Annotated in this window: 23 protein-coding genes; 18 read left to right on the top strand and 5 right to left on the bottom strand. The window is 73.5% G+C overall.

The genetic code is table 11. The features are described from left to right. Positions 1-10: 10 nt before the first annotated feature. Positions 11-1012 (bottom strand): LacI family DNA-binding transcriptional regulator, encoded by a 1002-nt coding sequence (locus tag ACRYM0_RS08280; RefSeq protein WP_432503926.1) that lies wholly within the window; start codon positions 1010-1012, stop codon positions 11-13. 227 nt (positions 1013-1239) lie between these two features. Here ACRYM0_RS08280 and ACRYM0_RS08275 point away from each other — a divergent pair, with 227 nt between their 5' ends. The 7 genes from ACRYM0_RS08275 (at position 1240) to ACRYM0_RS08245 (ending at position 9613) form a co-directional block, all read left to right on the top strand. Continuing rightward, the gene (locus tag ACRYM0_RS08275; protein WP_432503923.1) at positions 1240-2325 is read left to right on the top strand and encodes a VanZ family protein; all 1086 of its coding nucleotides are present in this window, start codon (positions 1240-1242) and stop codon (positions 2323-2325) included. Between the two features lie 51 nt (positions 2326-2376). Beyond that, positions 2377-2637 carry a phosphoribosylformylglycinamidine synthase subunit PurS gene (gene purS / locus ACRYM0_RS08270; protein ID WP_432494804.1) on the top strand — a complete coding sequence of 87 codons (261 nt, stop codon included), beginning with the start codon at positions 2377-2379 and terminating at the stop codon, positions 2635-2637. Then, entirely contained in the window at positions 2634-3314 is a 681-nt protein-coding gene (gene purQ, locus ACRYM0_RS08265) for a phosphoribosylformylglycinamidine synthase subunit PurQ (RefSeq protein ID WP_432503921.1), read from the top strand. The genes purS and purQ overlap by 4 nt, the downstream gene beginning before the upstream one ends. After that, entirely contained in the window at positions 3311-5635 is a 2325-nt protein-coding gene (gene purL, locus ACRYM0_RS08260) for a phosphoribosylformylglycinamidine synthase subunit PurL (protein WP_432503918.1), read from the top strand. Before purQ ends, purL begins: the two co-directional genes overlap by 4 nt. 131 nt (positions 5636-5766) lie before the next feature. Next, positions 5767-7362, top strand: coding sequence for a methyl-accepting chemotaxis protein (locus ACRYM0_RS08255; RefSeq protein ID WP_432503916.1), 1596 nt, complete (start codon positions 5767-5769; stop codon positions 7360-7362). A gap of 360 nt (positions 7363-7722) precedes the next feature. Further along, positions 7723-9159, top strand: coding sequence for a sugar porter family MFS transporter (locus ACRYM0_RS08250; RefSeq protein ID WP_432503913.1), 1437 nt, complete (start codon positions 7723-7725; stop codon positions 9157-9159). A gap of 19 nt (positions 9160-9178) precedes the next feature. Beyond that, entirely contained in the window at positions 9179-9613 is a 435-nt protein-coding gene (locus ACRYM0_RS08245; RefSeq protein ID WP_432503911.1) for a universal stress protein, read from the top strand. Between the two features lie 34 nt (positions 9614-9647). Here ACRYM0_RS08245 and ACRYM0_RS08240 read toward each other — a convergent pair whose 3' ends face one another. The 4 genes from ACRYM0_RS08240 to ACRYM0_RS08225 are packed head-to-tail and all read right to left on the bottom strand — an operon-like array spanning position 9648 to position 13490. After that, positions 9648-10832, bottom strand: a complete 1185-nt coding sequence (locus tag ACRYM0_RS08240; RefSeq protein ID WP_432503909.1) for a phytanoyl-CoA dioxygenase family protein — start codon at positions 10830-10832, stop codon at positions 9648-9650. A gap of 37 nt (positions 10833-10869) precedes the next feature. Continuing rightward, entirely contained in the window at positions 10870-11883 is a 1014-nt protein-coding gene (locus tag ACRYM0_RS08235; protein ID WP_432503907.1) for a Gfo/Idh/MocA family protein, read from the bottom strand. Positions 11884-11932: 49 nt separating this feature from the next. Beyond that, positions 11933-12709 carry an SDR family oxidoreductase gene (locus ACRYM0_RS08230; protein WP_432503905.1) on the bottom strand — a complete coding sequence of 259 codons (777 nt, stop codon included), beginning with the start codon at positions 12707-12709 and terminating at the stop codon, positions 11933-11935. A gap of 43 nt (positions 12710-12752) precedes the next feature. Next, entirely contained in the window at positions 12753-13490 is a 738-nt protein-coding gene (locus ACRYM0_RS08225) for a GntR family transcriptional regulator (RefSeq protein ID WP_432503903.1), read from the bottom strand. 315 nt (positions 13491-13805) lie between these two features. On the opposite strand from ACRYM0_RS08225, the gene iolC reads away from it, so the two are divergent. From iolC to ACRYM0_RS08170, 11 genes are all read left to right on the top strand, one after another. Beyond that, entirely contained in the window at positions 13806-14747 is a 942-nt protein-coding gene (iolC, locus tag ACRYM0_RS08220) for a 5-dehydro-2-deoxygluconokinase (RefSeq protein WP_432503929.1), read from the top strand. Beyond that, a complete protein-coding gene (locus tag ACRYM0_RS08215) occupies positions 14740-15633 on the top strand; it encodes a Cgl0159 family (beta/alpha)8-fold protein (protein WP_432503901.1) in 894 nt (297 codons plus the stop codon). The genes iolC and ACRYM0_RS08215 overlap by 8 nt, the downstream gene beginning before the upstream one ends. Positions 15634-15678: 45 nt before the next feature. Further along, on the top strand, positions 15679-16578 hold the full coding sequence (gene iolB / locus ACRYM0_RS08210) for a 5-deoxy-glucuronate isomerase (RefSeq protein WP_432503899.1): 900 nt from the start codon (positions 15679-15681) through the stop codon (positions 16576-16578). A 36-nt stretch (positions 16579-16614) separates the two neighbouring features. Continuing rightward, the gene (gene iolD, locus ACRYM0_RS08205) at positions 16615-18546 is read left to right on the top strand and encodes a 3D-(3,5/4)-trihydroxycyclohexane-1,2-dione acylhydrolase (decyclizing) (RefSeq protein WP_432503896.1); all 1932 of its coding nucleotides are present in this window, start codon (positions 16615-16617) and stop codon (positions 18544-18546) included. Positions 18547-18735: 189 nt separating this feature from the next. After that, complete coding sequence (locus ACRYM0_RS08200) at positions 18736-19632, top strand: sugar phosphate isomerase/epimerase family protein (protein ID WP_432503894.1); 897 nt, start codon at positions 18736-18738, stop codon at positions 19630-19632. A gap of 141 nt (positions 19633-19773) precedes the next feature. After that, positions 19774-20769, top strand: a complete 996-nt coding sequence (locus tag ACRYM0_RS08195; RefSeq protein ID WP_432503892.1) for a sugar ABC transporter substrate-binding protein — start codon at positions 19774-19776, stop codon at positions 20767-20769. 7 nt (positions 20770-20776) lie between these two features. Beyond that, entirely contained in the window at positions 20777-21838 is a 1062-nt protein-coding gene (locus ACRYM0_RS08190; protein WP_432503891.1) for an ABC transporter permease, read from the top strand. A 7-nt stretch (positions 21839-21845) separates the two neighbouring features. Then, a complete protein-coding gene (locus ACRYM0_RS08185) occupies positions 21846-22721 on the top strand; it encodes an ATP-binding cassette domain-containing protein (RefSeq protein WP_432503889.1) in 876 nt (291 codons plus the stop codon). A 10-nt stretch (positions 22722-22731) separates the two neighbouring features. Next, positions 22732-23778: a Gfo/Idh/MocA family protein gene (locus ACRYM0_RS08180; RefSeq protein WP_432503886.1), complete on the top strand. Its 1047-nt coding sequence runs from the start codon at positions 22732-22734 to the stop codon at positions 23776-23778. Positions 23779-23792: 14 nt separating this feature from the next. Next, on the top strand, positions 23793-24647 hold the full coding sequence (locus ACRYM0_RS08175) for a sugar phosphate isomerase/epimerase family protein (RefSeq protein WP_432503884.1): 855 nt from the start codon (positions 23793-23795) through the stop codon (positions 24645-24647). 118 nt (positions 24648-24765) lie between these two features. Beyond that, complete coding sequence (locus ACRYM0_RS08170; RefSeq protein WP_432503883.1) at positions 24766-25155, top strand: tautomerase family protein; 390 nt, start codon at positions 24766-24768, stop codon at positions 25153-25155. The last annotated feature ends 62 nt before the right edge of the window (positions 25156-25217 follow it).

The raw sequence follows: 25217 nt of genomic DNA, 5'->3' as shown, positions 1-25217 counted from the left end.
CCCCGCGTCCTCAGCCGCGGGGCGCCGCCGTGCTGCCGCGGTCCACCAGCCGCGCCGCCAGCAGCCGCGTCTCCGTGGTCCGCTCGCCGCCGATGCGGGCCACCAGCATGTCCACCGCGATCCGGCCCACGTCCAGCGCGGGGATGTCCAGCGAGGTCAGCGGGCGGGGCAGGTTCGCGCCCTCGCTGGCGGCGATGGTGACCACCGAGACGTCCCCGGGCACGTCCACCCCCTCCTCGGCCAGCACCGCCAGCAGCGACGGCAGCGCCGCCTCGTTGTGCACCACCAGGGCGCTGACCCCCGGCAGTTCCGCGCGCACCGCCGCCAGGCTGGCGCGCACGCCCTCGGTGCCCGGCTCGCACGGCTGGTACGCGCCCTCGGCGCCGGCCGCCCGCACCGCCTCGCGGAACCCGTCGCGCACCCTCTCGGCGTACCCGGCGTGCCGGGTGAGCGAGCCCGGCGGGGACGCCAGCACCGCGATCCGCCGGTGCCCCAGGGACGTCAGGTGGGCCACGGCGGTGCGCGCCGCGCCGGCGAAGTCGAAGTCGACGCAGCTCAGGCCCCGGGGGTCGTCCGGCACCCCGATGAGGACCGTGGGGCGGTCGATGGAGGTCAGCACCTCGATGCGCGGGTCGTCCGCCTCGATGTCCATGACCAGCAGACCGTCGACGAGGGAGCCGCTGCTGACGCGCCGCAGGCCCGCGTCCTCCTCCTGCGTCAGCAGCAGGACGTCCATGTCGTGGCCGCGCGCGGTCGTGGTCACCGACCGCACGAACTGCATGATGACGTTGACGTTGACGTCCTCGCGCAGCGGGACGACCAGCCCGATGATGCTCGTCCGGTTGGACGCCAGCGCTCGGGCGCCGGCGTGCGGGCGGTACCCCAGGTCCTGGATCGCGCGTTCCACGCGCGAGCGGGTGGCCGCGGAGATCGTGCGCTTGCCGCTGAGCACGTACGACACCGTGCTCGCGGAGACCCCCGCGGCCGCGGCGACGTCCATGATGGTGGCCACGGCAGCTCCTCGGTCCGTCCCGCCCGGTGCGCGGGTGAGCGCACGGTACCGCCGGGACGGGTGGCGGTGGCCCGCACCACCGGTGCGGCTGCGCCGTGCGGGTGGCGCCCCCCCCCGGCCCGGTGCGGGGCGTGCCCGGGGCCCCTCCTGCGCCAGGCTGGTGGTGTGCCCCCGCGAACGCGCCGCCGTGAGGCCGCGGCCCCCGCCGACCGGGCGGGCACGGCGCCGTGAACCGGGTGCTGCTGCCGGCGGTGGTGGCCGTGGCCGGCGGCGTGCTGCTGGCGGTGGTCCTGTTCGTGCCGTACGTGGCCGTGCAGTTCCGCCGGCGCGGCAGCGTGGGTCTGGTCCCCTCCGTGCTGGCGCTGGCGGTGCTGGTGCACGCCCTGGCGGTCGTGGCCTACACCCTGCTGCCGCTGCCGTCGAACACGGCCCGGCTGTGCGCGGGCGGCGGCGAGGACCCCCAGCTGCGGCTCGGGCGCTTCCTGGCGGACGCCGCCGGCCTGGGCCTGCACGGCCCCGCCGACGTGGTCGCGAACGCGTCGCTGCAGTCGTTCGCCTTCAACGTGGCCCTGTTCGTGCCGCTGGGCGCCTTCGTGCGGCACCTGACCCGCCGCGGGACCGCCGGTGCGACCGCGGTGGGCCTGGTGGTCTCCCTGCTCGTGGAGCTGACCCAGCTGACGGGCGTGTGGTTCCTCTACCCGTGCGCCTACCGCCTCTTCGACGTGGACGACCTGCTGGCCAACACCGGCGGCGCCCTGGTGGGGGCGCTGCTCGCCCCGCTGCTGCGGCTGCTGCCCGGGCAGGCGCCGCAGGCCCCGCAGGTCCCGCGCCCGGTGACCGTCTGGCGCCGGCTGCTGGGCATGGCCGTCGACGCGGTCCTGCTGACGGGCGCCGGGGCGGCGGCCGCCTTCACCTGGCGGGTGCTGGTGGTCGGCGCGGGCCTGCGCGTGCCGCCGGCCGCGGACCGCGCGGTGCTGCTGCTGCTGGCCTGCGCGCTGCCGGCGGCGGTGCTGCTGCTGTGGCTGCTGAGCTCCGGGCGCACCCCGGGGGAGGTGGTGGTGCGGCTGCGCCCGCGCGGCCCGCTGCGCCCGGCGCGGGTGGTCGTGCGCTGGCTGGCGGGCGCGGGCGGCTTCCACCTGCTGAACACCGCCGGGCCCGGTGCCGCCTCCACCCTGGCCGCCGCGCTCGCGGTGGCCGCGGCGGTGTCGGTGTGGACCACGCGCGGCCACCGGGGCCTGCCGCACCGCCTGGCGGGCTGGGACGTGCAGGACGACCGCGTCCCGGCGGACGGGACGCCCGCGCCGCGGCGGTAACCTGGGGGCATCCGAGCCCCCTGGGTCCACCCCCTCGAAGGAGCGCCGCGCATGGGCCGCGTCGTCATCGACGTCATGCCGAAACCCGAGATCCTCGACCCGCAGGGCAAGGCCGTCGTCGGCGCCCTGCCGCGACTGGGCTTCGACGCCTTCACCGGCGTCCGCCAGGGCAAGCGGTTCGAGCTGGAGGTCGACGGGGAGGTCACCCCGGAGGTCCTCGAGCAGGCCCGCGCCGCGGCCGAGAAGCTGCTGTCCAACCCGGTCATCGAGGACGTCGTCTCCGTCCGCGCCGCCGGGGAGGTCCCCGCATGAAGATCGGCGTCGTCACCTTCCCCGGCTCCCTGGACGACGGCGACGCCCGGCGCGCGGTGCGCCTGGCCGGTGCCGAGCCGGTGGCCCTCTGGCACGCCGACGCGGACCTGCGCGGCGTGGACGCCGTCGTGCTGCCCGGCGGCTTCTCCTACGGCGACTACCTGCGCTGCGGGGCCATCGCCAGCTTCGCGCCCGTCATGGGCGAGGTCGTCGCCGGCGCGCAGCGCGGCCTGCCCGTCCTGGGCATCTGCAACGGCTTCCAGGTGCTGTGCGAGTCGCACCTGCTGCCCGGCGCCCTGGTGCGCAACGACCACCAGAAGTTCGTGTGCACGGACCAGCGCCTGCGCGTGGAGTCCACCGCGACGGCGTGGACGTCTGCCTTCGAGGCCGGCGCCGAGATCACCGTGCCGCTGAAGAACGGCGAGGGCGGCTTCGTCGCCGACGCCGAGACCCTGGACCGCCTGGAGGGCGAGGGCCGCGTGGTCTTCCGCTACCTGGGCGGCAACCCCAACGGCTCGCTGCGCGACATCGCCGGCATCGCCAACGAGCGCGGCAACGTCGTGGGCCTCATGCCGCACCCCGAGCACGCGGTGGAGGCCGGCTACGGCCCCGGCACCGACGGGCTGGGGCTGTTCGCCTCCGTGCTGGGCGCGGGCCTCGCGGCGGTGGGCGCGTGAGCCTGCCCGTCACCAGCGCCCTGGACACCGTCGAGCGCGCCGCCACCACCCCCGAGCGCGAGCAGCCGTGGGCCGAGCTGGGCCTGAAGGCCGACGAGTACGAGCGCATCCGCGAGATCCTGGGGCGCCGCCCCACGGGTGCGGAGCTGGCGATGTACTCGGTGATGTGGAGCGAGCACTGCTCCTACAAGTCCTCCAAGGTGCACCTGCGCACCTTCGGCGAGCACACCACCGACGAGATGAAGAAGCACCTCATGGTGGGCATCGGCGAGAACGCCGGCGTCGTGGACATCGGCGACGGCTGGGCCGTGACGTTCAAGGTGGAGAGCCACAACCACCCCAGCTACGTCGAGCCGTACCAGGGCGCGGCCACCGGTGTCGGCGGGATCATCCGCGACATCATGGCGATGGGTGCGCGCCCGATCGCCGTCATGGACTCGCTGCGCTTCGGGGCGATCGACCACCCCGACACCGCCCGGGTGGTGCCCGGCGTCGTCTCCGGCGTCGGCGGGTACGGCAACTGCATCGGCCTGCCCAACATCGGCGGCGAGGTCGTCTTCGACCCCTCCTACCAGGGCAACCCGCTGGTCAACGCCCTGTGCGTGGGCGCGCTCAAGCACGAGGACCTGCACCTGGCGAACGCGCGCGGCGTGGGCAACCTCGTGGTGCTCTTCGGCGCCCGCACCGGCGGCGACGGCATCGGCGGGGTGTCGGTGCTGGCGTCCGAGACGTTCGAAGCCGGTGGCCCCAGCAAGCGCCCCGCCGTGCAGGTGGGCGACCCGTTCCAGGAGAAGGTGCTCATCGAGTGCTGCCTGGAGCTGTTCCACGCCGGTCTGGTGGAGGGCATCCAGGACCTCGGCGGCGCGGGCCTGTCCTGCGCGACCAGCGAGCTGGCCAGCGCCGGCGACGGCGGCATGCTCATCCACCTGGACCGGGTGCCGCTGCGCGACCCCTCCCTCTCGCCGGAGGAGATCCTCATGAGCGAGTCGCAGGAGCGCATGATGGCGGTGGTCACGCCCGCCAACGTCGAGGCCTTCCTCGCCGTGACGGCGAAGTGGGACGTGGAGGCCGCGGTCCTCGGCGAGGTCACCGACGGCGACCACCTCGTCGTGCAGTGGCACGGCGAGACGGTCGTGGACGTGCCGCCGCGCACCGTGGCCCACGAGGGCCCGGTGTACCAGCGCCCGTACGAGCGCCCCGCCTCCCAGGACGCCCTGCAGGCCGACGCCCCCACGGCGCAGCGCCTGCCGCGCCCGGCGGGCGCCGACGAGCTGCGCGCCACGCTGCTGCGGATGGTCGCCTCCCCGAACCTGTGCAGCCGCGCGTGGGTCACCGACCAGTACGACCGCTACGTGCTGGGCAACACGACCCTGGCCACCCCGGACGACGCCGGCGTGGTGCGCGTGGACGAGGAGAGCGGCCTCGGGGTGGCGCTGAGCCTGGACGGCAACGGCCGCTACGCGAAGCTGGACCCGCGCACCGGCGCGCAGCTGTGCCTGGCCGAGGCGTACCGCAACGTCGCCACCGCCGGCGCGAAGCCGCTCGCGGTCACCGACTGCCTGAACTTCGGCTCCCCGGAGGACCCGGGCGTCATGTGGCAGTTCGCCGAGGCCGTGCAGGGCCTGGCCGAGGCGTGCGAGGCGCTGGGCGTGCCCGTCACCGGCGGCAACGTGTCGCTGTACAACCAGACCGGTGACGCCGGCCTGGACTCCGCGGTCCTGCCCACCCCGGTGATCGGCGTGCTGGGCGTGCTGGACGACGTCTCGCGCCGCACCCCCTCGGGGTGGCGCGAGGCCGGGCAGAACGTCTACCTGCTGGGCACCACCCGCGACGAGCTGGGCGGCTCGGAGTGGGCGTGGGCCGAGCACGGCCACCTGGGCGGCCTGCCCCCGGCGCTGGACCTGGCGCACGAGAAGCTGCTGGCGGACGTGCTGGTGAACTGCTCGCGCGACGGCCTGGTGGACGCCGCGCACGACCTCGCCGACGGCGGCCTCGCCCAGGCCCTCGTGGAGAGCTGCCTGCGCTTCGGCGTGGGCGCGCGCGTGTGGCTGGACGAGCTCTGCGAGCGCGACGGGATCGACGCGTTCACGGCGCTGTTCTCCGAGTCGGCGGGCCGCGTGATCGTCGCGGTGCCCCGCGAGGACGAGGTCCGCTTCACCGACGTGTGCACCGCGCGCGGGCTGGCGCACCTGCGCATCGGCGTGACCGACGCGGTCGAGGGGGAGGAGCCGGCCCTGGACCTCCAGGGGCTGTTCGCGGTGCCGCTCGCCGAGCTGCGCGAGGTGCACACCGCGACGCTGCCGGCGCGCTTCGGCGCCTGAGCAGCCCCCCGGGCGAACCCGGACGGCCGCCGCGCAGCCCGCGCGGCGGCCGTCCGGGCTTCGGCCGGCGCCCGTGCGTGCCGATGGACCGCAGGCGGCCTCGGTGGCCGTGCTGGAACCGGGGAGCGCACGTGAACGTCATCCGCGACGCCAAGATCGCCAAGAAGCTGGGCGTCATCGCCCTCCTGGCCGTGCTCACCACGGGGCTGCTGGCCGCGGTGTCCCTGCGGGTGGCCGCCGGGCTGAGCGATCGGCTGGAGACCATGTACTCCTCGAACGTCCAGGCGGCCGTCGAGCTGGGCCGCGTGCGCGCGTCGTTCAACTCCAGCGCCAAGGACAACACCGACATGCTCATCACCCAGGAGCCGGAGGTGAAGACCGCCGAGGTGCGCGACAAGAACCGCGCCGGGCACGACGCCGAGGTCGACGAGGCGTGGGAGGCCTACCTGGCGGCCGGGCCGGCGAGCACGGCCGAGCAGCGCGAGTCGTTCGAGGAGAACCTGCGGGTGTACCGGCAGGCCCGCGTGGACGACCTCGACCCGCAGGCCATCGCCGGTGACGCCGCGGCGTGGGTCGACGCGTACCGCGCGTCCCCCGCCCTGCAGGCGTTCGCGGACATCAACACGGCCCTGGACGAGATGCAGAGCGCCGAGTCCGAGGCCGCTGCGGCCGCCGCGCAGGCGGGCCGGGACTCCCACCACGACGCCGCGCTGATGATCGCGCTCACCGCGCTGATCGGCTCGGCCGCCCTCGTGGCGGCGGTGGTCGTCGTCTCCCGTGCGATCACCGGCCCGCTGGCGCGGACGCGCCGCGTCGCCGAGGGGCTGGCCGCCGGTCGCCTGGACCTGCGCATCGAGGTGGACGGCCGCGACGAGCTGGGCCTGACCGCCGCGGCCCTCAACACCTCCTTCGACCGGCTCGCCGACACGATGCGGCAGATCTCCGCGAACGCCGACGCCCTGGCGGCCTCCTCCGGCTCCATGACCGCCGTCGCCGCCGAGCTCGCCGGGCAGGCGTCGGCCACGGACCAGCAGAGCCAGATGGTCTCCGGCGCCAGCCACGAGATCTCGGCGAACATCTCCACCGTGGCCGCCGCCGGTGACGAGATGAGCGCGGCGATCCGCGAGATCGCCTCCTCCACCGCCGAGGCCTCCTCCGTGGCCAGCGCCGCGGTGGCCTCCGCCACCGACGCCTCGGCGATCCTGGAGCGCCTGGGCGCCTCCAGCCGGGAGATCGGCGACGTGGTCAAGCTCATCACCTCCATCGCCGAGCAGACGAACCTGCTGGCGCTGAACGCCACCATCGAGGCCGCCCGCGCCGGGGAGATGGGCAAGGGCTTCGCCGTCGTGGCCGGCGAGGTGAAGGAGCTGGCGCAGCAGACCGCCCGGGCCACGGAGGAGATCACCGGGCGGGTGGGCGCGACCCAGACCGACGCGGCGGCCGCGGCCAGCGCGATCAGCGGCATCAGCGAGGTCATCGCCCGCATCGACGGGCTGCAGGCCACCATCGCCGCGGCGGTGGAGGAGCAGTCCGCGACCACCTCCGAGATGGTGCGCAACGTCAGCGAGGTCTCGGCGGGCAGCGAGGAGATCTCCGCCAACATCGTCGCCATCGCCGGGTCGGTGTCCGGGACGAAGGCCGCCGCCGAGAGCACGGCCTCGACCGCCGCGAGCCTGTCCGAGGCCGCCGGGTCGCTGCGCCAGCTGGTCGGTCGCTTCAGCCTCTGAGCCCACCCCCGGCCCCGGGTACGACGGCGCCCCCACCACCGGTGGGGGCGCCGTCGCGCGTTCACCGCAGTGGGCGACCACGGAGCTCTCGTCTTTATGTCTTGACATATGGACGTGGATTTCCTACGGTCGTCCCGCTCGCCCACCCGGCGCGAGCCGTACGAGTTCGAGGGTGAACCCGGGGGTGTGCGTGGCTGGCCGAGGACGTCGACGGACCACCGCCCTGCGCGCGCCGGTACCCGCTCCCGCGCCGGTGCCAGCCGGCGCCGGGGGACAGCGGTCCGCGACGACACGGTCGTGAGCCCCGAGCCGTCCTGCACCCGATCGACGCTGCGACGCAGCACGCACGAAGGGTTTCCCATGGCCTCACCGACGCACGGAACGACCGCCACCGGGTTGCCGGCGCTGCCGCCGGACACCCGCGGACCGCACTCCCGCCGGCTCGGCCTCGTCGCCGTCATCGCCACGTTCGGCGGCCTGCTCTTCGGTTACGACACCGGTGTCATCAACGGTGCGCTGGTGCCGATGGTGGAGTACTTCGGCATGACGTCCCAGCAGGAGGGGCTGGTCACCAGCTCGCTGCTGTTCGGCGCAGCCCTCGGCGCCGCCGTGGGCGGGCGGCTCTCGGACCGCCAGGGCCGGCGGGCGAACATCCTCCTGCTGGCCGTGCTGTTCTTCGTCGGCACCGCGGCGTGCGTCGTGGCCCCCACGCTCGGGGTGCTGATCCCGGCCCGGTTCCTGCTGGGTCTGGCCGTCGGCGGCGCCTCGGTGACCGTGCCCGTCTACCTCGCCGAGATCTCCCCGGCGGAGCGCCGCGGCGGGCTCGTGACCCGCAACGAGGTGATGATCGTCGGCGGGCAGACGGCGGCCTTCGCCATCAACGCCGTCATCGGCACGGTGTGGGGCACCGAGGAGCACGTCTGGCGGTACATGCTCGCCATCGCCGCACTGCCGGCGATCGCGCTGTTCATCGGCATGCTGCGCATGCCCGAGAGCCCGCGCTGGCTGGTCTCCAAGGGCCGCGACGCCGACGCCCTCGCGGTCCTGAAGCAGGTCCGCTCGCCGGAGCGCGCCGAGGCGGAGCTCGCCGAGGTGCACGCCCTGGCCGAGGAGGAGGAGCAGGCGCACGTCGGCGGCTTCTCCGACCTCGGCACCCGCTGGGTGCGCCGCCTCATCGTCATCGGAGCCGGCCTGGCGATCTTCCAGCAGCTGACCGGCATCAACTCGATCATGTACTACGGCACCCAGCTCCTGGTGGAGGCCGGGTTCTCCGCCAGCGGTGCGCTGATCGCCAACGTCTTCAACGGCGTCTTCAGCATGGCCGGCATCCTCACCGGCCTGGCCCTCATCAACAGGATCGACCGGCGCACCATGCTCATCGGCGGGTTCATCGGCACCACGACCGTGCACCTGCTCGTCGGCGTCATGGCGAACGTGCTGCCCGAGGGGCAGCTGCGCAGCTACACGATCCTCGTGCTCGTCGTGGCCTTCGTGTTCGTCATGCAGGGCACCATCGGACCGCTGGTCTGGCTGATGCTGGCGGAGATCTTCCCGTTGAAGCTGCGCGGCATCGGCCTGGGCATCAGCGTCTTCATCCTGTGGATCACCAACTTCCTGGTGGCCTACTTCTTCCCGCAGCTGGTCGACCCGGAGACTGGCGTCGGCATCTCCAACACGTTCTTCGTGTTCGCGGCCCTCGGCGCGGCGGCGATCGTCTTCTCCTGGAGGATGGTCCCCGAGACGCGCGGTCGTTCCCTGGAGGAGCTGGAGAGCCAGTTCCGCCGCGACTACGCCTGACCACGCAAGGAGCGAGCAGATGTCTGTCATGGTCGCCGTCACCGACTCCGCCGAGGGGCAGAACGCCCTCGAAGCGGCGTACGCCGAGGCCCAGCGCCTCGGGACGGACCTCGTCGTGGTCAACCTCCGGCTCAGCCCCCTGGACGTGTCGGAGGCCCCCGAGGGGCTCCGGCTGGAGGTCGTGGACCGGCGCGCGCGGCGCAACACCGCCGAAGCCGTGCTCGACGCCCTGGCCGAGCGCTCCGGCAGCGTGGAACGCCTCGTCATCGGGGTGCGCCGGCGCTCGCCCGTCGGCAAGGCCGTGCTCGGCAGCCTGTCGCAGGAGCTCCTCATGGAGGCCGATGTGCCCATCCTCGCGGTGAAGTTGCCGCGACCGGCGAAGGACGGCAAGGGCGGCGCCGACCGCGAGGACGCGCGGGGCGGCACCGCTGGTGCCGGGGCGACGAGCGGCTGACGCGCCCCGCTGCGGGCCCGTGCCGTCCGGGCGTTCAGCGCAGTCCGGTGCGCCGGCGGTCCTCCTGCGCGGCCAGTTCGGCGTCGAGGCGTTCCTGCCCCCACCCGTCGACCACGGCTCGCCACAGGAGGTCCGCCTGCGAGGCCGGCGCCAGCCCGCCGACGGGCTGGTCGCGGTCGAGGTTCGTGGGGAAGGCGTACGCCTCGGCGGCCGCCGCCACGACGTTGCGCAGCCCGCGCTCGTCCACCCCCGCCGCCCGGCGCGCGCGCAGGGTGCCGAAGACCGCCGAGCTCACCGCGGTGGTGTCGACCGTCTCCATCGCCCGGCCGAACGCTGAGGACACCTGTAGCAGGTTCGCCATCCGCGCCACGTCCGCGGACACGTTGGAGCCGGCGCCGTGGAACAGCGCGGGGTTGAAGAAGACCGCGTCGCCCTTGCGCAGCGGCAGCTGCACGCGGTGGGCGTCGAAGTACCCGGTGAACTCCGGCTGGTGGAAGGCGACGTAACCGGCGGGGTACTTCTGCGAGTGCGGCAGGTACAGCGTCGGGCCCGTCTCCACGGGCATGTCGACGTGCGCCACCGCCCCCTGCAGCGTCAGCGCGGGCGAGAGGGTGTGCACGTGCGCCGGGTAGTCCAGCGCCTGCTCGCGGTCCATGAACCCCAGGTGGTAGTCGCGGTGCGCGCGCTGCGCGGTGCCGCCGGGGTTCACGACGTTCACCTGGGACGTCACCTGGTACCCGCGGCCCAGCCACGCCTCGCTGACCAGGGCCAGCACGTCGTTGGCGTAGTAGTCGCAGAACCCCTCGGGGTCGCGCACGGCGAACTTGTCCAGCGCCCCCCACACCCGGTCGTTCGCGCCGGGCTTGGCGAAGTGGTCGCCACCGCTGACGCCTGCGGCCTGCTGCTCGTCGATGAGGGCGAGGAACACCTCGGTGGCGCGGTCCACGGCACCCGGCTCGAAGGCGCCCCGGAACACCACGATCCCGGGGCCGTCCGCGAGGGCGCGCACCAGTTCGGCCTGCACCTCGCGCCGGGCGGGTCCCTCGCCCGGCGACCGGCGCAACCGGTCCCCGTAGACGGGGACCCCCTGCTCCACCGCGTCGGCGTGCGGGTGGTCCCGCGGGTCCGTCTCCTGCTCGACGACGGCGCGGAACGCGTCGAGGTCGCAGTCGGCGGTGGTGAACCAGGCGGGGGTTCGCGATCCGGTGGGGGTGGTCATCGCTCCGGCCTCTCTGTTGCGGGGATCGGTGTCGTCGTCACGCCGGGGTGCGCACCTCCGCCACGCGCACCGGCCGGTGCTCGCGCAGCGAGAGCGTGCACGCCTCGGCGACCCAGCCGGCTTCCACCGCGTCGGCCACGCTGCACGGCGACGGCCGCAGCCCGGCGACCACCTCGGTGAAGGCGAGCAGCTCGGCGCGGTAGGCGTCGGCGAAGCGGTCCACGAAGAACCCGTGCGGCGGCCCGGCGGGGAACGCGGTGCCCGGTTCCAGCGAGCGCAGCGGCAGCCGGTCCTCCAGGCCGACGGCCACGCTGTCGGCCGTGCCGTGCAGCTCCAGGCGCACGTCGTAGCCGCGCCCGTTGCAGCGGGTGTTCGACACCACGGCGAGCGCGCCGTCGTCGAGGGTCAGGACGGCGGCGGAGGTGTCCACGTCGCCGTGCTCGGCGAACACGGGGTCGCCGTTCGCACTGCCGGTGGCGTACACCTCCACGACCTCCCGGCCGGTGACGAACCGCACGGTGTCGAAGTCGTGGACGCTGCAGTCGCGGAAGATGCCGCCGGAAGCGGCGATGTACGCGGCGGGCGGTGGGGCGGGGTCCATCGTCGTGGAGCGCACCGTGTGCAGCCGGCCCAGCGCGCCGCCGGCCACGGCCTCGCGGGCCGCGGCCACGGCGGCGTCGAAGCGGCGGTTGTAGCCGATCTGCACGGGCACCCCGCTCGCCCGCACGCGCTGCAGCACCGCCACCGCGTCCGCGGCCTCGCGGGCGACGGGTTTCTCGCAGAACACCGGGACCCCGGCGTCGACGGCGGCGAGGAGCAGCTCGGGGTGCGCGTCGGTCGCGGCGGCGACGACGAGGCCGTCGACGCCGGACGCCAGCACCTGGGCGACGTCGGCGGCGGCGACGGCCGGGCCGGGGTGCCGGTCGCAGAACGCCTGTGCGGCACCGGGGACGGCGTCGGCGACGACGAGGGAGTCGACGACCTCCAGGCCGCTGAGGGTCGCGGCGTGGACCGCGCCGATGCGGCCGAGACCGATGAGTCCGAAGCGCACGGGTACCTCCGGGTGCGTGGTGGGACCCCCGGCCGACCCGGGGGAGCGGTCAGTCCAGGGCGCCCAGGACGTTCTGGTCCCAGTCGAGGACCGATCCGGTGACGACGCCGGAGCGGTCCGAGAGCAGGAACACGACCATCTCGGCGACCTCCGCCGGGTCCGCCAGGCGCCCCATCGGCAGGTCCCGCCCGGCGGCCTGCGCCCAGCCGTCGCCGGCGCCGTGGAACTGCCGCTGGGTGGCGTCCTCGCCCTCGGTGGCGGTCCAGCCGATGTCGAGGCCGTTGACGCGGATGCGGTCGCGGCGGTGCGCGTGGGCCGCGTTGCGGGTCAGCCCCGCCAGCCCGGCCTTGGCGGCGACGTACGGCGCCAGGTACGGCTGCCCGCCGTGCTCGGAGGAGGAGATGACGTTCACGACGCTGCCGGGAGCGCCGCGGGAGACCAGGTGGCGCACCACCTCCTGCATGAGGAAGAACGGTGCGCGCAGGTTCACCGCGACGTGGGCGTCGAACAGTTCCGGGGTGGTGTCGAGCAGCGTGCCGCGCGACGTGAGGCCGGCGGCGTTGACGAGGTGGTCGACGCGGCCGTGGCGCTGGACCGTCGCCGCCACCGACGCCTGCGCCTGCGCGACGTCGGCCACGTCGGCGCGCACGAACGCGGCGTCCCCGCCGCCGGCGGTCAGCTCGGCGACGAGGGCCTCGCCGGGGCCCGGACGCCGGCCGGTGACGACCACGGCGGCGCCCTCGCGGACGGCCACCCGCGCCACGGCCGCTCCCACCCCCTGGGTGCCGCCGCTGACGAGCACGACCTTGCCGGGCAGCAGTGCCACGGGACCTCCTGGTGACGCGGGACGGGGACGGCAGCCGGGTGGGTCAGCGGTCGACGAGGGTGACCTCGAAGGCGTAGCGGCTGGCGCGGTAGACGTGCCGGCCCCACTCGACGGCCCGGCCGGAGTCGTCGTGCGTGGTGCGCTCCATCGTCAGCAGGGGGCTGCCGCGGGTCTCGTCGAGCAGCGTGCACTCCTCGGCGGTGGCGCGCCGGGCGCCGATGCGCTGGCGGGCCACGCGCATCCCGACGCCCCGCGAGCGCAGCAGCTGGTACAGGCCGCGCTCGGCCAGGCTGCTCTCGGCCAGGTCGGTGAACGGCTCGGGCAGCCAGTTCTCCAGCACGGCCAGCGGCTCGTCGGCGGAGAAGCGCAGGCGGCGCAGGTACAGCACGGGGCTGTCCTCGGCGACCGCCAGGCAGGCGGCCACCTCGCCGGGGGCGGGGACGACCTCGTGCACGAGGACCTGCGTGGTGGGGCGCTGGCCGTTGGCCGCCAGGTCGTCGTGCAGGCTGGTCAGCTCCACGGGGCGGGTGACCTGCCCGTGCACGACCTGCGTGCCCACGCCGCGCTTGCGCACCAGCAGGCCCTTGTCGACGAGCTGCTGGATGGCCCGCCGCATCGTGGGGCGGGACAGGCCCAGGCGGTCCGCCAGGTGGATCTCGTTGTCCAGGCGCGAGCCGGGGGGCAGTTTGCCGCCCTCGATGGCCTGCTCGATCTGCCGGGCGACCTGGAAGTAGAGGGGGACCGGGCTGGACCGGTCCAGGTCGTCGAAGAGGTCGTCCACCGCGGGGCTCCTGTGCTCAGCGTCGCTGCTCAGCCGCTGCCGGCCGTCGCGCCATGCTAGCCCGGGGGTGGCTTTCACGTCAGCATGTCGATTTGTCCTGACATATGCTTGACAGTGTTCGGGGCGGGCGACAGGCTGGGTCCTGTCACCGCGCCGATGCGGCCCGGGCGACGCACGTGCCCGGGAGGGACGCACCGCTCCAGGGCGCACCGGAGCGCTCCCTCCCGGGCGGTGCTCCGGCTCCGCCGGAACGAGGCCCGACGAGACTTGAGGGAGGCTCGCGTGAGCAGCAGCGCCGCGTTCGACGTGGTGACGATGGGCAGGGTCGGGGTCGACATCTACCCCCTGCAGGACGGTGTGGGGCTCGAGGACGTCGAGACCTTCGGGAAGTACCTGGGCGGCAGCGCCACCAACGTCGCGGTCGCCGCCGCCCGCCACGGCCGGTCCTCCGCCGTCGTCACCCGCACCGGCAACGACGCCTTCGGCACGTTCGTCCACAAGGCGCTGGCGGGGTTCGGCGTCTCCGACGCCTTCGTCTCCGGCGTCGACGGGCTGAACACCCCGCTGGCGTTCTGCGAGATGTACCCGCCGGACCACTTCCCCCTGCTGTTCTACCGCCAGCCGACCGCGCCGGACCTGCAGATCCGCGCCGAGGAGCTGGACTTGGACGCCATCGCCGACGCCGGGGTGTTCTGGGCGACCGTCACCGGCCTGAGCGAGGAGCCCAGCCGCGGGGCCCACCACGCCGCGTGGGGCGCCCGCGCCCGCAAGCCGCTGACGGTCCTGGACCTGGACTACCGGCCGATGTTCTGGAAGGACCCCGCCGAGGCCACCGAGCAGGTCCGCCGGGCCCTGCCGCACGTCACCGTCGCGGTCGGCAACAAGGAGGAGTGCGAGGTCGCCGTCGGCGAGACCGAGCCCCGCCGCGCCGCCGAGGCGCTGCTGGACGCCGGCGTCGAGGTCGCCATCGTCAAGCAGGGCCCGCGCGGCGTGCTCGGCATGACCCGCGACGGTTCCGGCACCCGGGTCGTCGAGGTCCCCCCGACCCCGGTCGAGGTCGTCAACGGCTTGGGCGCCGGTGACGGGTTCGGCGGCGCGCTCTGCCACGGGCTCCTGTCCGGCTGGGACCTCGAGCACGTGCTGAGGTTCGCCAACGCCGCCGGGGCCATCGTCGCCACCCGCCGCGAGTGCTCCACCGCCATGCCGACGACCGCCGAGGTCGAGGCCCTGCTGCAGGAGGTCGCCGCCCGTGCCTGAGAACCCCTCCTTCGCCAGGGACTACGCGGAGGTCTCCGACGTCCGCGCGTTCCACCCGGAGCGCATCGCCGAGCTGTCCCGGGCGCGTCGCCGCCGCGAGCAGCTGCTGCCCGCCGACGGCCGCCTGATGATCGTGGCCGCCGACCACCCGGCGCGCGGCGCCAACGGCGTGGGCGCGCGCCCCATGGCCATGGCCAGCCGCACCGAGCTGCTGGACCGCCTGCGCGTGGCGCTGGCCGACCCCGGCGTGGACGGCCTGCTCGGCAGCGCCGACATCATCGAGGACCTCACCCTCATGGGGGCCCTGGAGGGCAAGGTCGTCTTCGGCTCGATGAACCGCGGCGGCCTGCAGGGCGCCTCCTTCGAACTGGACGACCGCTTCACCGGCTACGACGCGCAGGCGATCGCCGACGCGAACCTCGACGGCGGCAAGTTCCTCACCCGCATCGCGCTGGACGACCCGGGCACGCTGCCGACCCTGACCGCCTCCGCCCGGGCCATCAGCGAGCTGGCCGCGCACCGGCTCGTCGCGATGATCGAGCCGTTCTGGTCGCGGTGGGTGGACGGCAAGGTCGTGCACGACCTGACCGCCGAGGGGGTCATCAAGTCCGTCAACGTCGCCCAGGCCCTCGGCAGCACCACCGCGTACACCTGGCTGAAGGTCCCCGTGGTGGAGGGGATGGAGCGCGTCATGGAGGCCACGACGCTGCCCACGGTGCTGCTGGGCGGCGACCCGGTCACCTCCCCGGAGGAGACGTTCGCGACCTGGCAGAAGGCGCTGGCCCTGCCCTCGGTGCGCGGGCTGACCGTCGGGCGGACCCTGCTGTACCCCCCGGACGACGACGTGGCCGGTGCCGTGCGCACCGCGGCCTCGCTCGTGCACTGACCGGCGAACGCACCGAGAACGACGCACGACGAGAGGACCCAGGACGTGGCGGAGAACCCCCTCCACCTTCCCCGCGGCAGCGCCGCCCGCGACGGCTTCGACCTCGTGGTGACCCCGGAGAGCGCCGGCTGGGGCTTCTCCAGCCTGCGCACGCTCACCCTCGCGCCCGGGGCGGCGCACGAGTTCGCCACGGGGGAGGAGGAACTGCTCGTCCTGCCGCTGTCGGGCTCGGCGCGCGTCGAGGTGGACGGCGAGGTCCTCGACCTGGCCGGGCGGACCGGCGTGTTCGACGCGGTCAGCGACTTCGCCTACGTCGGCCGCGACAGCACCGTCCGCGTCGCCAGCCGCGACGGCGCGGTGCTCTCGTTCCCCGGTGCGCGTGCGCGCCGCCGGCTGCCGTTCCGCTACGGCCCCGCCTCCGGGGTCGCCGTGGAGCTGCGGGGGGCGGGCCGGTGCAGCCGGCAGGTCAACAACTTCGCCACCCCGCAGGCGTTCGAGACGGACAAGCTCATCGCCTGCGAGGTGCTCACCCCGGCGGCGAACTGGTCCTCGTACCCGCCGCACCGGCACGACCGCACCAGCGACGTGGAGAGCGAGCTCGAGGAGGTCTACTACTTCGAGTTCCGGTCGCTGGCCCCCGCCGGCACCCCCGGCGCGGAGGCGGGCCTGGGCTACCAGCGCGTGTACGGCGACCCGGAGCGGCCGATCGACGTGCTCGAGGAGGTGCGTTCCGGCGACGTCGTGCTCATCCCGCACGGCTGGCACGGACCGTCCATCGCCTCCCCCTCGCACGACATGTACTACCTCAACGTCATGGCCGGCCCGGAGGACGAGCGGGCCTGGAAGATCTGCGACGACCCCGCTCACGGCTGGGTCCGCGGCACGTGGGCCGAGCAGGACGTCGACCCCCGCCTGCCCCTCTACTCCGCGCCCGACGGCGCCTGAAACCCCTCCCGCACGATCCGATCGGAGCCGATCGCCATGAGCGCACCCACCCCGAACCCGGCGGGCACCGTCCGCCTGACCGTCGCCCAGGCGGTCGTGCGGTTCCTCAGCTCCCAGTTCACCGAGCGCGACGGGCAGCGCCAGCAGTTCTTCGGCGGTGTGCTGGGCATCTTCGGCCACGGCAACGTGGCCGGCGTCGGTCAGGCGCTGCTGGAGGCCGAGCTGGAGGCCGACGCCGGTGACGGCTGGAAGCCGGCGGCGCAGGTGCCGTACATCACCGGCCGCAACGAGCAGGCGATGGTGCACACCGCCGTCGGCTACGCCCGGCAGAAGGACCGGCTGCAGACCCTCGCGGTCACCGCGTCGATCGGCCCGGGTTCCTCGAACATGCTGACCGGTGCGGCGCTGGCCACCGTCAACCGCATCCCCGTGCTGCTGCTGCCCAGCGACGTCTTCGCCACCCGCGTGGCCTCCCCGGTGCTGCAGGAGCTCGAGCAGGACTACGGCTACGACGTCTCCGTCAACGACGCGTTCCGGCCGCTGTCGCGCTTCTTCGACCGGGTGTGGCGGCCCGAGCAGCTGCCCGCGGCCCTGCTGGGGGCGATGCGCGTGCTGACCGACCCCGCGCAGACCGGCGCGGCCACCGTCTGCCTGCCCCAGGACGTGCAGGCCGAGGCCCACGACTGGCCGGTCGAGCTGTTCCGCGAGCGCACCTGGCGCATCGCCCGCCCGGCGCCGGAGAAGGCGCTGATCGAGGAGGCGGCGGCGCTCGTGCGCGCCGCGAAGGCGCCGATGATCGTCGCCGGCGGTGGCGTGACGTACTCGGGCGCCGACGACACGCTGCGCGCGTTCGTGGAGGCCACCGGCATCCCCGTCGGCCAGTCCCAGGCCGGCAAGGGGACGCTGCCCTACGACCACCCGCTGTGCCTGGGGGCGATCGGTTCCACCGGCACCGCCGCGGCCAACGAGATCGCCGCCGAGGCGGACCTCGTCATCGGCATCGGCACGCGCTACCAGGACTTCACCACGGCCTCGCGCACGGCGTTCCAGAACCCGGACGTGCGGTTCGTGAACATCAACGTCGCCGGGTTGGACGGCGTCAAGCACGCCGGCCTGCCGGTGCTGGCGGACGCCCGCGAGGCGCTCGAGGCCCTGGGGGCGGCGCTGGAGGGCTTCTCCACGCCGGACGCGTACCGCGAGCGCGCCGCCCGGCTGAACCGCGAGTGGGACGCCGTCGTGGAGCGGTACTACGGCTCCGGGCTGGGGGAGCGCAACGGGGTCCTCGCGCAGGCCGAGGTCCTGGGTGCCGTCGACGAGGTCGCCGAGGCGCGCGACGTCGTCGTGTGCGCCGCGGGTTCCCTCCCGGGGGACCTGCACAGCATGTGGCGAACCCGCGACCGCAAGGGCTACCACGTCGAGTACGGGTACTCCTGCATGGGTTACGAGATCCCCGGCGGCATCGGGGTGCGGATGGCCGCCCCGGACCGGGACGTCTTCATCACGGTGGGGGACGGCTCGTACCTCATGATGCCCACCGAGCTGGTCACCGCCGTCCAGGAGCGGGTGAAGGTCATCGTGGTCCTGCTGCAGAACCACGGCTTCGCCTCCATCGGCGCGCTGTCGGAGTCGCGCGGCTCGCAGCGCTACGGCACGAAGTACCGCTACCGCGACGAGCAGGGCCACCTGGCCGGCGACAAGCTGCCCGTGGACCTCGCCGCCAACGCCGAGAGCCTGGGCGTGCGCGTGCTGCGGGTGACCACCCGCGCCGAGCTGGTGGCGGCGCTGCGCGACGCCAAGGCGTCGGAGGAGTCGACGGTGGTGCACGTGGAGACCGACCTGTACTCCGAGGCCCCCGACGGCGGTGGCTGGTGGGACGTGCCCGTCTCCGAGGTCTCCCACCTGGCCTCGACGCAGACCGCCCGCGCGGAGTACGAGGAGCACAAGGCGCGTCAGCGCCCGCTGCTCTGACACCCGCCGGGGGAGGGGACGACACCGCCGCGCCCCGGGGCGCGGCGGTGTCGGGCGACCAGCGGGCCGTCAGGTCATGATGTCCAGACAAATGCTTGACAGGTCGCGCGGGGCGCGCGACAGTTCCCGTGCCCGCAGGCGGTGCCGGGGCGCACGGTGCAGGAACACGACGACGTGGAGGGTTCTGAAGTGAGCCGCATCACCATCGGATCGGCCCCCGACTCCTGGGGCGTCTGGTTCGCCGACGACCCGCTGCAGACGCCCTGGACCCGCTTCCTCGACGAGGTCGCGGAGGCCGGCTACGAGTGGATCGAGCTGGGTCCGTACGGCTACCTCCCGACCGACCCGCAGCAGCTGGCCGACGCGCTGGCGCCGCGGAACCTCAAGGTCTCCGCCGGCACCATCTTCGCCGCGCTGCACCGCCCGGACCACTACGACGCGGCTTGGGCCCAGGTCGAGCAGGTCGCGGAGCTGACCCGGGCGATGGGCGGCACCCACCTGGTGGTCATCCCCGGCCAGTGGCGCAGCGACAAGACCGGCGAGGCCCTGGAGCCGCGCACCCTGGACGAGGAGGGCTGGCAGCGGCTGGCCTCCGGCATGGACCGCCTCGGCCGGGCGATCAAGGACGGCTACGGCCTGCAGATGGCCTTCCACTCCCACGCCGACACCCACGTCGACACCCAGGACGAGATCGAGCGCTTCCTGGAGATGACCGACCCCGACGCGGTCAAGCTGTGCCTGGACACCGGCCACGTCAGCTACTCCGGCGGGGACAACCTGGAGATCATCCGCCGCTACCCCGACCGCATCGCCTACGCCCACCTCAAGCAGGTGGACCCGCAGGTGGTGGCCAAGGTCAAGCAGCAGGACCTCGGCTTCGGCGACGCCGTCAAGCTGGGCGCGATGGTGGAGCCCCCGCAGGGCGTCCCCGACATGCTGCCGATCCTGGACGCCCTGGAGGATCTGGGGCGTGACGTCTTCGCCATCGTCGAGCAGGACCTGTACCCGGTCGCCTTCGACGCCCCGCTGCCCATCGCCAAGCGCACCTGCAGCTACCTGCGCTCCTGCCGGCTCCCGCAGGGCTGATCCCCGCAGGGCCCACCCCGTGCCGGCGACCGACCCCGGTCGCCGGCGCGCGCACCACCCCCACCGCCGCACCACCCCGCTGAGGAACAGCGGGCTCCACCCCAGCGGGCCGACGACGCCCGAGGAGAAGGGAACGGATCGATGAGGATTCGCTCGCGCAAGACCGCCGCCGCCGCGTTCGTGGCCGTGGCCGCGATGACCGTGGCCGGCTGCAGCTCCTCCGGTGGGCGGGAGGAGACCGGCAGCGACGACGCAGCCGCGGGGGTCGCGGACACCCCGCGCATGGAGATCGCGATGATCACCCACGCCGCGCCGGGCGACACCTTCTGGGACATCGTCCGCTCCGGCGCGGAGGACGCCGCCGCGAAGGACAACGTCGAGCTGAACTTCCAGGGCGCCCCCGAGGCCGGCGACCAGGTGAACCTGGTGCAGAGCGCGATCGACTCCGGCGTGGACGGCATCGCCGTCACCCTGGCCAAGGCGGACGCGCTGACCCCCGTGGTGCAGGCGGCCACGGAGGCCGGCATCCCCGTGGTCGCCTTCAACGGCGGCTTCGAGGACTGGCAGGAGTCCGGTGCCGTGGGCTACTTCGGCCAGGACGAGGAGCTCGCCGGCGAGGCCGCCGGCACCCGCCTGACCGAGGAGGGCGCCCAGCACGAGCTCTGCGTCATCCAGGAGCAGGGCCACGTCGGCCTGGAGGCCCGCTGCCGCGGCGTGGACAACACCTTCAACGGCACCAGCGAGGTGCTGTACGTGACCGGCACGGACATGCCCTCGGTGCAGCAGGCGATCACCTCGAAGCTGCAGCAGTCCCCGAGCATCGACCGGGTCGTCACCCTGGGGGCGCCGTTCGCGATGACGGCCGTGCAGTCGGTGGACGCGGCCGGCTCCGCGGCGCAGGTGGTCACCTTCGACACCAACGAGGAGCTGATCGGCGCCATCCAGGACGGCGACGTGCAGTGGGCGATCGACCAGCAGCCCTACCTGCAGGGCTACCTGGCCGTGGACTCGCTGTGGCTGTACAACACCAACGGCAACACCATCGGCGGTGGGCAGCCCACGCTGACCGGCCCGTCGTTCATCGACTCCACCAACGTCGACCGCGTGGCGGAGTTCGCTGCCGGCGGGACCAGGTGAGGTCCTCGTGAGCACCTCCGTCACCGCTCCCAGCGCCGGTCCCGCGGTCCGCGACCGCGACGACCGCGTCAAGACCCGGTCCTTCGCGTCCCGGTTGCTGTCCCGGCCGGAGATCGGCTCCCTCATCGGCGCCCTCGCGGTGTTCATCCTCTTCTGCGCGGTCGCACCCACCTTCCGCCAGGCCTCCTCGCTGGCCACGGTGGCCTACGCGGGCTCGACCATCGGCATCATGGCCGTGGCGGTGGCCCTGCTGATGATCGGCGGGGAGTTCGACCTGTCCGCCGGCGTGGTGGTGACCACTACGGCACTGGCGGCGGCGACCTTCTCCTACCAGCTGCGGCTGAACCTGTGGGTCGGCATCGTCGTCTCGCTCGTGCTGGCCCTGGCGATCGGTGCCTTCAACGGCTGGCTGCTCATGCGCACCGGCCTGCCCAGCTTCCTCATCACCCTGGGCACGTTCTTCATGCTCCAGGGCATCAACCTGGGTGTGACGAAGCTGCTGACCGGGGGGGTGTCCTCCAGTGCGGTGTCCGACATGGACGGCTGGGACTCCGCACGGGCGGTGTTCGCCTCGACGATCACCGTCGGCGGCGTGGGGATCCGCATCACCGTCCTGTGGTGGGTCCTGTTCGTCGCGATCGCCACGTGGACGCTGCTGCGCACCCGCGTCGGCAACTGGATCTTCGCGGTCGGCGGGGACCACGCCGCGGCCCGGGCCGTGGGTGTGCCGGTGCGGAAGACCAAGATCGGCCTGTTCATGGCGGTCGGCTTCTGCGGCTGGTTCGTCGGCATGCACCAGCTGTTCAGCTTCGACTCCATCCAGTCCGGTGGCGGCGTCGGGCAGGAGTTCATCTACATCATCGCCGCCGTGGTCGGCGGGTGCCTGCTCACCGGCGGGTACGGCTCGGCCGTCGGCTCGGCCGTCGGCGCCCTCATCTTCGGCATGACCAGCCTGGGCATCGTCTACGCCGGCTGGGACGCGAACTGGTTCAAGCTGTTCCTCGGCGTGATGCTCCTGCTGGCCACGATCGTCAACCTGGTCGTCAAGAACCAGGCCGCGAAGAGGTGAGGGACCGATGAGCACGCAGACCCACGAGCGCTCCGGCGCGCCGGGGCAGGACCCGAACACCGAGATCCTGCGCCTGACGAACGTCGGCAAGAGCTACGGCAACGTCCACGCCCTGCGCGGGGTGTCGCTCTCGGTCCGGCAGGGGGAGATCACCTGCGTCCTCGGCGACAACGGCGCCGGCAAGTCGACCCTCATCAAGGTCATCGCCGGCCTGCACCAGCACACCGAGGGCACCGTGGAGGTCAACGGCGAGCAGGTGCGCTTCAACTCACCCCGCGAGTCCCTGGAGCGCGGCATCGCCACGGTCTACCAGGACCTGGCGCTGGTGCCGCTCATGTCGATCTGGCGCAACTTCTTCCTCGGCTCCGAGCTGCGCACCGGCTTCGGGCCCTTCAAGCGCCTGGACGTCAAGCGCATGATGGAGATCACCGACGAGGAGCTGACGAAGATGGGCATCAACGTGCCCGATCTCGAACGCCCCGTCGGTGCCCTCTCGGGCGGGCAGCGCCAGTGCATCGCCATCGCCCGGGCGATCTACTTCGGCGCCAAGGTCCTCATCCTCGACGAGCCGACCGCCGCGCTGGGCGTCAAGCAGTCCGGGGTGGTGCTGAAGTACGTCGCCAAGGCCCGCGACGCGGGTCTCGGCGTCATCTTCATCACCCACAACCCGCACCACGCGTACCTGGTGGGCAACCACTTCGTGATCCTCAACCGCGGCCACGTCTCGCTGGACAAGTCGCGGCAGGACATCACGCTGGACGAGCTCACCAACGAGATGGCCGGCGGCGCCGAGCTCGCGGCGCTCAGCCACGAGCTCTCCGTCCCCGGCCAGACCCCCGAGAACGCCGCCACCCTGGCGGCATCGCACGAGAACGCACGGTAGGAGAAAGCACATGAGCACGGCGACGCAGAACATCCGGCACACCGCGCGCCAGGGGTACGACCGGGACCTCCGCGTCGCCGTGCTCGGCGTCGGGATGATGGGCCAGGACCACGCCCGGCGCCTGGCTCGGCTGACCAAGGGCGCGCAGCTCGTCGCGGTCAGCGACGTGGACGCGGCCCGCACCGACGCCGTGGCCGCCGAGTTCGGCGTGCGCGCGCTGCACGACCCGGTCGCGGCGATCCAGGACCCCGAGGTCGACGCGGTCGTCATCGCCACCCCGGGCTTCACCCACGAGGACCTCGTGCTGGCGGCGCTGGAGGCCGGCAAGCCCACCCTGTGCGAGAAGCCGCTGACGACCTCCCCGGAGACCTCCCGCAAGGTGGTGGAGGTCGAGCGCGCCCTGGGTCGCCAGCTCGTCCAGGTCGGGTTCATGCGCCGCTTCGACGCCGAGTACGAGCAGTTGCGCGCCCTCATCGCCTCGCAGGAGCTGGGCCGCCCGCTGTTCCTGCACTGCGCGCACCGCAACGCCACCACCCCGCCGAACTTCAACTCCGAGCAGCTCATCCTCGACTCGGTGGTGCACGAGGTGGACGTGGCCCGCTTCCTGCTCGGGGAGGAGATCAGGGCCATCACGGTGCTGACACCGGGGCGCACCTCGCACGCCCCCGAGGGCCTGCAGGACCCGCAGTTCGTGCTCATGGAGACCGAGAGCGGCGCCCTGGTCGACGTGGAGATCTTCGTCAACACCACGTTCGGTTACGAGGTCCGCACCGAACTGGTCGCCGAGCGCGGCAGCGCGCGGATCGGCCTGGGTGTCGGCCTGGTGAAGCACTCCGCGGCCGGCTGGGGCGGGCACATCACCGCCGACTTCAAGGAGCGCTTCGGCGCCGCCTACGACGCCGAGTTCCAGCGCTGGGTGGACGCCGTCCGCAGCGGTGCCGGCGTCGACGGCCCGGGCGTGTGGGACGGGTACGCCGCCGCCGCCGTCTGCGCCGCGGGCGTGGAGTCGCTGCGCACCGGCCGCCGCGTCGAGGTCGACCTCGGCGCCCGGGTCTGAGGGGAGCGACCACGATGCAGATCGCCCTGGACACCTACATGTTCCGCGACGTGCCGCTGCTGAAGCTGCCCGGTCTGGTCGCGGACCTCGGCTACGAGTGGATCGAGCTCTCGCCGCGCGAGGACTTCATCCCCTTCTTCCGCCACCCGCGCGTGGACCTGGCCACGGTGCGCGAGTTCCGCAAGGCCCTGGACGCCGCCGGCGTCGGGGTGTGCTCCACCCAGTTCGTGCAGCGCTGGTCCGGTCCGGGCGAGGACGAGCGCAAGCAGGCGGTGCGCAACATCAAGCGCATCGTCGAGGTGACCACCGAGCTCGGCGTGCCCGTCGTGCAGTCGGAGTTCAACGGGCGCCCGGAGCTGCCCGAGGCCAGCGAGGCGCGCTTCTTCGAGTCCTTCGAGGAGCTGGCCCCCGTCTTCGAGTCCGCCGGCGTCGAGCTGCGCCTGGAGCCGCACCCCGACGACTTCATCGAGGACGGCTTCCGCGCGGTGGACCTCGTGCGCGGTCTGGACCGCCCGTGGGTCGGGTTCGTCTACTGCACCCCGCACACCTTCCACCAGGGCGGCGACGGCCCGGGCGTCATCCGCTACGCCGGGGACCTCGTGCGCCACGTGCACGTCGCGGACACGTTCGACTTCCGCGGCTCCTCCGGGCTGCGGTACATCATCAACCCGCCCGGTTCGACCGCCCGCATCCACCAGCACCTGAACATCGGTGAGGGCGAGGTGGACTTCGACGGCATCTTCGCCGCCCTCGGCGAGGTCGGTTTCGACGGGGCGCTGTGCGCCAGCGTCTTCGCCTGGGAGGAGAAGCGCGAGGAGTCCAGCCGGTTCATGCGCAAGGCGATCCAGGAGCACGTCGACCGCTGGTGACGCGGTGAGCGGGTCGTGACGAGGGGGCGGGTGCCGCGGGCACCCGCCCCCTCGTGCGTCCGGGGGTTCCCCGGTAGTGATGTGTCAGAATGTAAAGACATATCGAGAGGAGACCTTCGTGCCCCTGCTCCGCTTCGACCTCGTCGCCGGCCGCACCCCCGAGGCCCTGACCGCCCTGCTGGACGCCGCCCACGACGCCGTCGTGGGCGCCTTCGAGGTGCCCGACGGCGACCGCTACCAGGTCGTCCACCAGCACGCCCCCGGTGAGCTCGTCGTCCACGACACCGGCCTCGGCATCGAGCGCACCGACGCCGTCGTCGTCCTGCAGATGACCAGCCGGCAGCGCACCCGCGAGCAGAAGGAGCGCTTCTACGCCCTGCTCGTGGAGAACCTCCAGCACCGTTGCGGCATCGCGCCCAGCGACGTCGTCGTCTCGGTCGTGGAGAACTCCGACGCCGACTGGTCCTTCGGCCACGGCCGCGCGCAGTTCCTCACCGGCGAGCTCTGAGCGCCGCGGGTGGAGGTCGGTCACTGGCTGCCGGCCCCCACCCGTGGCAGCCTGGTGGGGCA

It is taken from the genome of Kineococcus arenarius subsp. arenarius (assembly GCF_050871845.1).
Lineage (GTDB): Bacteria > Actinomycetota > Actinomycetes > Actinomycetales > Kineococcaceae > Kineococcus.
This window is presented reverse-complemented; position numbering and strand designations above follow the sequence as displayed.

Excerpts from the sequence above, each read along its gene's own strand:
- ACRYM0_RS08185 (WP_432503889.1), top strand. The coding sequence starts at position 21,846 with ATGAGCACGCAGACCCACGAGCGCTCCGGCGCGCCGGGGCAGGACCCG.
- ACRYM0_RS08250 (WP_432503913.1), top strand. The coding sequence starts at position 7,723 with ATGGCCTCACCGACGCACGGAACGACCGCCACCGGGTTGCCGGCGCTG.
- iolD (WP_432503896.1), top strand. The coding sequence starts at position 16,615 with ATGAGCGCACCCACCCCGAACCCGGCGGGCACCGTCCGCCTGACCGTC.
- ACRYM0_RS08180 (WP_432503886.1), top strand. The coding sequence starts at position 22,732 with ATGAGCACGGCGACGCAGAACATCCGGCACACCGCGCGCCAGGGGTAC.
- ACRYM0_RS08195 (WP_432503892.1), top strand. The coding sequence starts at position 19,774 with ATGAGGATTCGCTCGCGCAAGACCGCCGCCGCCGCGTTCGTGGCCGTG.
- ACRYM0_RS08240 (WP_432503909.1), bottom strand. The coding sequence starts at position 10,832 with ATGACCACCCCCACCGGATCGCGAACCCCCGCCTGGTTCACCACCGCC.
- ACRYM0_RS08245 (WP_432503911.1), top strand. The coding sequence starts at position 9,179 with ATGTCTGTCATGGTCGCCGTCACCGACTCCGCCGAGGGGCAGAACGCC.
- purQ (WP_432503921.1), top strand. The coding sequence starts at position 2,634 with ATGAAGATCGGCGTCGTCACCTTCCCCGGCTCCCTGGACGACGGCGAC.
- purS (WP_432494804.1), top strand. The coding sequence starts at position 2,377 with ATGGGCCGCGTCGTCATCGACGTCATGCCGAAACCCGAGATCCTCGAC.
- iolC (WP_432503929.1), top strand. The coding sequence starts at position 13,806 with ATGGGCAGGGTCGGGGTCGACATCTACCCCCTGCAGGACGGTGTGGGG.
- ACRYM0_RS08175 (WP_432503884.1), top strand. The coding sequence starts at position 23,793 with ATGCAGATCGCCCTGGACACCTACATGTTCCGCGACGTGCCGCTGCTG.